Here is a 7,665-nt window from a genome sequence, read left to right as displayed (position 1 = left end):
CGACCGACGTGGGCTTTTCGACAGGCCAGGGTCACATTGCCTGTGGCTTCCCAAGTCTCAAACAGCAGCTTGCGCTGCTGCGGAGTCGTGTGTGGAAAATGGGTGCGTCTCTTAGCCATACCACTATGATACCCGAGTTCGCTAAGTGTCCAAAGTGCAATTGATCACTACAAAAATTCAAAAATACGGTCAAAAATCCTCCATGATCGTCGAACTCATTCAAAACGTTGCCCTATTGGTGGCGCTGTCGGTGGGCCTTCAGATGATCGCCCACCGTTGGGAGCAGCGCGATTTCGCCTACCGGTTGGTGGCCGGTTTTCTTTTTGGCGTGGTGGCCATCGCAGCCATGATGACACCTTTGCAGATGGCCCCAGGCCTCATCTACGATGGCCGCTCCATCATCCTGAGCCTGGCCGGCCTGATGGGCGGACCGGTGACCGCCGGCATCGCCGCGCTGATGGCCGCCGCCTATCGCCTCTATCTGGGCGGGGTGGGCGCACCGGTGGGCGTGGCCGTCATCGTGGAAGCCGCCGCCCTGGGCGCCGGCTATTTTTATCTCCGTCAGCAGGATGCCCGCTGGCTACGGCCGATCCGCCTCTGGGCCTTTGGCGTGGTGGTCCACCTGGGCATGTTGGGGCTCCAGCTTCTCCTGCCCGATGGCCTGGGCCCCCAGATCTTACGGGCCATCGGCCTGCCCGTGCTGGTCTTCTACCCGCTGGGCCTCCTCCTCAGTGCCTTTGTCTTCCTGGAGGCGGAACGACGGCGGGCAGCAGAGGCCCAGGCCGTCCAGAGTCAACGCCAGATGACCCACCTGCTGGCCAGCAGCCCGGCCATCACCTATTCCCTGGCGCCGGACTTCACGCCCCGCTGGTTCAGCCCCAACATCCAGGAGATTCTGGGCTACTCTCTGGAAGAAGCCTGCCAGCCCGACTGGTGGCGCAACCACCTCCATCCGGACGATCGGGAGGCAGCGATTGCACGGTCACAGGAGGTATTGACGAGCGGCCACCTCATCCACGAATATCGGTTCCTGAAGCGCAACGGCGATGTTCTGTGGGTGCGGGACGAGCTGCGCCTGCTGCAGGACGAGGCAGGCAACCCCACGGAGATCGTGGGCTCCTGGAGCGACATCACCGGGCGGGTCATGGCCGAACGGTCTCTCACCTGCCAGAACCGCATCCTGGAGCTCATCGCCACTGGCGCACCCCTGGAGACGACCCTGGAAGCTCTGGTCGAGGAGATGGAAGCCCAGTTGCCGGGCATGTTGGCTTCCATCCTGCTACTGGACGAGGACGGCCTCCACATCCGCCACGGCGCGGCGCCCAGCCTGCCTGAAAGCTACTGGCGCGCCATCGACGGCGAGCCCATCGGCCAGCGGGCCGGTTCCTGCGGCACGGCCATGTACCGGGGGGAAGCGGTCATCGTGGAGGACATCGCCACCGATCCCCTCTGGGAACGTTACCGGGAGCTGGCCCTCTCCCATGGGCTGCGGGCCTGCTGGTCCACCCCCATCTTCGATGAACACGGCGATGTGTTGGGCTCCTTCGCCCTCTACACCCGGACGCCGGCCCGCCCCACCCCCCAACAGGAAACCGTCATCGCCCAGGCCACCAACCTGGCGGCCATTGCCATTGCCCGCCACCGCCAGGAGGAGGCCCTGCGCCGGGAACGGGACTTTGCCCTCCAGGTGATGGAGAACCTGGGCCAGGGCCTGACCACCACGGACGAGAACGGCCGCTTCACCTACGTGAACCCGGCCTACGCCGCCATGGTGGGCTATCCCGTGGACCGGCTGCTGGGCCGGCACCCGGCCGTGGTGACCGACGAGGCCGACCATCCCAAGCTGGAAGAAGCCCTGGCCCGCCGGCGGGCCGGGGAGACCTCCACCTTCGAGAGCAACCTGCGCCACCGGGACGGGCACCTGGTGCCGGTGTTGATCACCGGGGTGCCCCGCTTCCATGACGGCCGTTACATCGGCTCCATCGCCGTGGTCACCGATATCAGCGAACGGAAGCGAGCCGAAGAGGCCCTCCGCCAGAGCGAAGAGCGCTTCCGCTCGTTGGCCGAATCCTCCCTCACCGGCATCTACCTGATCCAGGATGGCCGTTTCGCCTATGTCAACCAGGCCCTGGCCACCCTCTTCGGCTATGAAGTGGGCGAAATTGTGGGCCGGTTGAGCCCCCTGGATCTGACCGCGCCCCACCACCGGGAGCTGGTGGCCACCCACATTCGCCGGCGCATGGAAGGAGAAGTGGAGGCCGTGCGCTACGAATTCCAGGGGCTGCGCAAGGATGGCTCCACCATCGAGGTGGAAGTGTACGGACGGCGCATCCTGTGGGACGGAAAGCCCAGCATCCTGGGCACTGTGCTGGACATTTCAGACCGTAAACGCCGGGAACGGGAGATGGAGCTGGTGACCACCCTGGGAGAGACCCTGCGCGCCTCCCTTACCCGCCGGGAAATTCTGCCCGTCCTCCTGGATCAACTCCTGCTTCAGCTTGAGGTAGACGGGGCAGCCGTGGAGATCCTGGTTTCAGAGGATGGGACGCTACGGGTCGAGTTGGCCAGGGGCATCTGGGCGCACCTCACCGACCGGCAAGTTCCTCCCGGCGCCGGCCTCAGCTCCCTGGTCCTGGAAACGGGCCAGCCCTACCTCAACAACGAGGCCCAGAAGGATCCCCGGCTCCAGTATGCGGATATCACGGGCTCCTGTCGGGCCATCGCCGGGATACCCCTGGTTGCTGAAGACAAAATCATCGGGCTGCTCTGGATCGGGAGTCAGCGCCTGCTGGGGGACGAAGATCTGCGCCTGCTCCAGGCGTTGGCCAACATGGCTGCCAGCGCCCTCCACCGGGCCGCGCTCTACGAACACAACGAAGCCCAGGCCCGCCAGATGACCCAGATCCTGCGGACAGTTCCCCAAGGGGTGGTGGTGCTGGATGCAACCGGCCGCATCCTGATGGCCAACCCCGTGGCCGTGCAGGATCTGGCTACCCTGGCCAATGCCGGGGTGGGCGACGTGGTGACCCAGCTGGGCGACCGCACTTTGAAGGAGGTGCTCTCGTCCCCGCCCACCGGCATCTGGCACGAAGTCCACGCCGGGGCGCGCACCTTCGAGGTGATCGCGCGGCCCATTCCCAACGGCCCGGAGCCGGAGCAATGGGTCTTGCTCATCGACGACGTCACCCGCTCCCGCCAGATCCAGGCCCAGATTCAGCAGCAGGAACGGCTGGCCACTGTGGGCCAGCTGGCCGCCGGCATCGCCCACGACTTCAACAACATCATCACCGTCATCGTCCTCCACGCCCAGATGGCCATGCGCAGCCCCGGCCTCTCCCCCCGAGATCGGGAACGGATGGCCATCATCGACCAGCAGGCCCACCACGCCACGGAGCTCATCCGCCAGATCCTGGACTTCAGCCGCCAGTCTGTGCTGGAACGACAGGCTGTCAACCTCCTGATCCTGGTCAAGGAGCAGGTCAAGCTCCTGGAGCGCACCCTGCCCGAGTCCATTCAGATCCGCCTGGGCTACGAGCCGGGCGACTATGTCCTGGACGCCGACCCCACTCGCCTGCGCCAGGTGCTGTTGAACCTGGTCATCAACGCGCGGGACGCCATGCCCGCCGGCGGCCACCTGACCATCGAACTGGGGCACCTGACCATCGGTCCTTCCCGGGAATCCGAACAGAACGTCAGGCCGCCCCTGCCCGGGATGGCGCCCGGCCGGTGGCTCCTGCTCCGGGTGCGGGATACGGGCACGGGCATCTCAGATGATGTCCTGGGCCACATCTTCGAACCCTTCTTCACCACCAAGGAACCGGGCAAGGGAACCGGCCTGGGCCTGGCCCAGGTCCACGGCATCGTCTCCCAGCACGGCGGCCATATCGACGTGGAGAGCCAGGTGGGCAAAGGCACCACCTTCACCATCTACTTGCCCGCCCTGCCGGAGCCCGAGCATCCCATCGCCGCGGATGAGGCCCAGATCCTGCCCCAGGGACAGGGTGAGACGATCCTGCTGGTGGAAGATAACCTGGCCCTGCGCACAGCCCTGCGAGAGAACCTGGAACAGTGGGGGTATCGGGTGCTGGAGGCTGCCCACGGGCGGGAAGCCCTGGGGATCCTGGACCGGGGCGACACCGCGATCGATGTCATCCTCACCGACATGGTCATGCCGGAGATGGGCGGCGTGGCCCTGCTCCACGTCCTGCGCCAGCGAGGCTGGACCAGGCCCATCATCCTGATGAGCGGCCACCCCCGAGAGGCAGAATCCCTCGACCTGGCGGAGTACGGCATCTCCACCTGGCTGCCCAAGCCCTTGCCCATGGCGCAACTGGCCCAGACCCTGGCCGACCTCTTGCAACGGCAGGATGGCACGCCGTCGGCTGATTCCGGGCAGGTGTGATACCGATATCGGGCTGTACCTCTGTGAAGTCCGTGGTTCTGCCGTGAACCCATCTGTGGATAGCCAATGACCCATGTGCCCATCCAGCTCCCTGCCGATCCTGGAACGGCCCCGGCTGTATGGCGAGCTGCAGGAGCTCCTGGCCGCTGGCCACGTGGCCCTGGTCGCGCCAGCCGGCTACGGCAAGAGTGTGTTGCTCCGGGCCCTGGCAGCCCGCCGGCCCCATGCGTTCCTCCTGCAACTGGAGCCGGCCGACGCAGACCTGGCCCGGCTTCAGGCCCGTTGGGAGGCCCTCTGCAGCCAGGCCCAGGATCTTGCCCGCGCCACCCTGCTCCTGGATGACATCCAGCACCTGGAGGTCAACCTGGCAGCAGACAGCTGGCTGGCCGCGCACCTCCAGGCCGACACCCCCCGGCTGGTCCTGGCCGGACGCCGCCTGCCCGGCCAGGCCGTGCGGGCCCAGGTGGCCGCCGGCCGCCTGCGGGTCCTGAGCCGGGCCAGGCTGGCCTTCACCCCGGCAGAAGCCCACGCCCTGCTGGCCTCCCGCCCCGACAGTATCCGCCAACAGGCCTGGGTCGAGCGGGCCCAGGGCTGGCCCCTGGCCTTGGGCCTTCTGGCCCGGAGCGACCCGGAGACCCATCTGCCCGCCGTCCAGGAGGATCTGTTCGCCTACCTGGCCACCACCCTCTACCGGGCGCTGCCCCCGCCCCTGCGACACTTCTGGCAATTGACCGCCCTGCCCCGGCGCATCCACCCCAACCTGGCCGCGACCCTCCTGGGGGACGCGGAGCTGGCCGGCCAACTCTTCCAGCAAATCCTGCAGCGGAGCCTCTTCCTGGAGCCGGCGGAAGAGCCCGGCTGGTACCGCTACCACGACCTGATCCGGGACTTTCTGCGCAGCCAGGCGCCCGGGGACTTAACCCCCACCTACCGCCGGCTGGTGGCCTGGTTTACCCGCCAGGGGGAGTGGGAAATGGCCATCGAACATGCCCTGGAAGGCGGCCTGCATGCAGAAGCAGCTTCCCTCATCCAGGAGGTCCCGGAAGCCTTCCTGCGAGATTATGGCCGCTATGCCACCTACCGGCGCTGGGTGAACCAGCTGACCCCCGCAGTCCGCCGCAGCCACCCTGCCATCCTGATCCGGCTGGCCCGGCACCTCCACCGGGTGGCCGGGCTACAGGATGAGGCCTGGCCCCTCCTCCAGGAGGCGCTGGCCCTGGGTGAAGAGCAGTCCCAGGGCCCCATCCGCCGCCAGGCGCTGGGCGAGCTGGCCCGCCTCCACTACCGGGAGGGCCACTATGACCTGGCCCTGGCCCATGCCCGCCGAATCCTGGAAGACCCGGACTGTCCGCCGGCGGACCGGTTGCAGGCCTGTCAGATCATGGCCGTCACCCTGGCCGAGCTGGCCCGCTTTGGGGAAGCCCGCCAGGCCTTCCAGATGGCCATCGACCTGGCCCAATCCCTGGGGGACCGGGTGGCGGAGATGAACAACCGCACCAACCTGGCCCTGCTGATCCTGGTGCCCCAGGGGCGGCTGGCGGACGCCCAGGCCCACATCCAGGCCGCGGCCGACTTCTTTCAGAACTCACCCGGCCGCCACATGGGCTCCCTCCTTCACTGCTGCGAACTCCATACCGCCGCCGGCGACTGGGCGTCCCTGGTGGCCACCCTGGATGCGGTGGAGAGCCACATGGCCCAGGTGGAAACGCCGGACATCAGCCATCAGCTCTGGCACGCATACTACGCCGCCATTGTCGCGGTCGCCCAGGGCTATTTTCAAGAAGCCCAGGTCCACGTCGGCCGCATGGCCTCCCTGGTCGAGGAGTACCCCATGGCCCTGGTCAGCCAGGCGTGGGTGGAAAGCTGGCTTCTCCGCCGCCAGGGGCGCCTGGCCGAAGCGGTCCAGCGGGCCGAGGCCACCCTGGCCCGGGATCTGGCCGTGCCCTTCTACCGGGCCGTTCTGGCCCTGGAGCGGGACATTGCCCGGGGCCTGCTGTGGCTTCAGGAAGGTGGGCCGCCCCCCACATTGCATCCGGAAACCCGGCACCTGGTCTGGTGGCGGGCTCGGGGGGAGCTGGTGCGCCTGCGGGCTCTGCTGGCCCTCTGTGCCCATGCCCATAGGGACCCGCGCTGGCAGCGTCACGCGGTGGCGGCCCTGGCCGGGCTGGCCCGGCCAGCCGCCGCACATCTCCTAACCAGTCGGGACCCAGAGCTGGGCATGGCCTTCTGGTCCCTGCTGTTGGCCGAGGGGGTTGCGGCCGATCAGGCCCGCAGCGCCCTGGTGCGCCTGGGCGATCCCCGGCCCATGACGGCCCTCCTGGCCCATCCCCGTCCCCAGGCCCGGGTGGAAGGGGCCCGCCTGCTGGCCACCCTGGGCGACGAGACGGCCATTCCCACCCTGCTGGCCGCCAGCAGGCGGGAGCGGAATCCCCAGGTCCGGGCCAGCCTGGCCCAGGCGGTGCAACAGCTCCAGACGCTGCCCCCGCCCCCGTTGACGGTGACCCTGATGGGCCAATTTTCCGTGCTGCGGGGCGACACGCCCATTCCCCCCTCCGCCTGGCCCCGGCCGGTGGTGCGACGCCTGTTCCAGTACCTGGTCCTCCATCGGGGTCAGCCCCTGCACCGGGACCGCATCCTGGAGGAATTCTGGCCGGATACCTCGCCGGACCGGGCCTGGACCACCTTCCGGTCCGTCCAGAGCCGCCTGCGCCAGGTGCTGGAGCCCTACACCGACAAGGGCATCAACCGCTATCTGGTCCTGGAAGAGGAAGTTTGCTGCTTCGATCCCCTGGGCGTGGTGCACACCGACGTGGAGCGGCTGACGGCCATCGTCCAGGAGACGCTGCACGCCGCCCAGCAGGCCGAGGTGCCGCCCCTGCCGGCTGAATTCCTGGCCGCCCTGGAGGGGTACGCTCCCCTGTTGCCCGAGCTGGCCTACGAGGACTGGGCGCTGCGGGCCCGGGTGGCCCTGGCCGATCTCTTTGTGGACGGCTGTCTCCATGCCGCCCACGCCTGGCTGGTTCGGGGGCAGCCCGGCCAGGCCGAAGGCTGGGCCCGCCGGGTTGTCGCCGAGGCCCCCTGGCTGGAAGAGGGATATGAGCTGCTCATTCGGGCGCTGGCCCGCCAGGGTCATCCAGACCGGGCGTTGAAAGCCTATGAAGAGGCTGTAGCCGCCCTGCGCCGGGAGCTGGACGCCCCGCCATCGGAGCAGCTTCGATGGCTGGCCCGCCGCCTGCGCCAGGGAGAAGCGGTCTAAGCTGCGC

The 7,665-nt window shown here is 68.0% G+C and carries 2 protein-coding genes; both read left to right on the top strand.

The genetic code is table 11. The annotated features are described in order from the left end of the window. The first annotated feature begins 202 nt into the window (after window positions 1–202). Entirely contained in the window at window positions 203–4,402 is a 4,200-nt protein-coding gene (locus FKZ61_RS18715) for a PAS domain S-box protein (protein WP_141611666.1), read from the top strand. Between the two features lie 73 nt (window positions 4,403–4,475). Continuing rightward, window positions 4,476–7,658, top strand: a complete 3,183-nt coding sequence (locus FKZ61_RS18710; protein ID WP_141611665.1) for a BTAD domain-containing putative transcriptional regulator — start codon at window positions 4,476–4,478, stop codon at window positions 7,656–7,658. Window positions 7,659–7,665: the final 7 nt, after the last annotated feature.

This window comes from Litorilinea aerophila, from assembly GCF_006569185.2.
Lineage (GTDB): Bacteria > Chloroflexota > Anaerolineae > Caldilineales > Caldilineaceae > Litorilinea > Litorilinea aerophila.
The sequence above is the reverse complement of the archived record's forward strand: the minus strand, read 5'-3'. Positions and strand labels throughout refer to the sequence as shown.

Coding starts and splice junctions, on each gene's coding strand:
- FKZ61_RS18710 (WP_141611665.1), top strand. CDS start 4,476: ATGTGCCCATCCAGCTCCCTGCCGATCCTGGAACGGCCCCGGCTGTAT.
- FKZ61_RS18715 (WP_141611666.1), top strand. CDS start 203: ATGATCGTCGAACTCATTCAAAACGTTGCCCTATTGGTGGCGCTGTCG.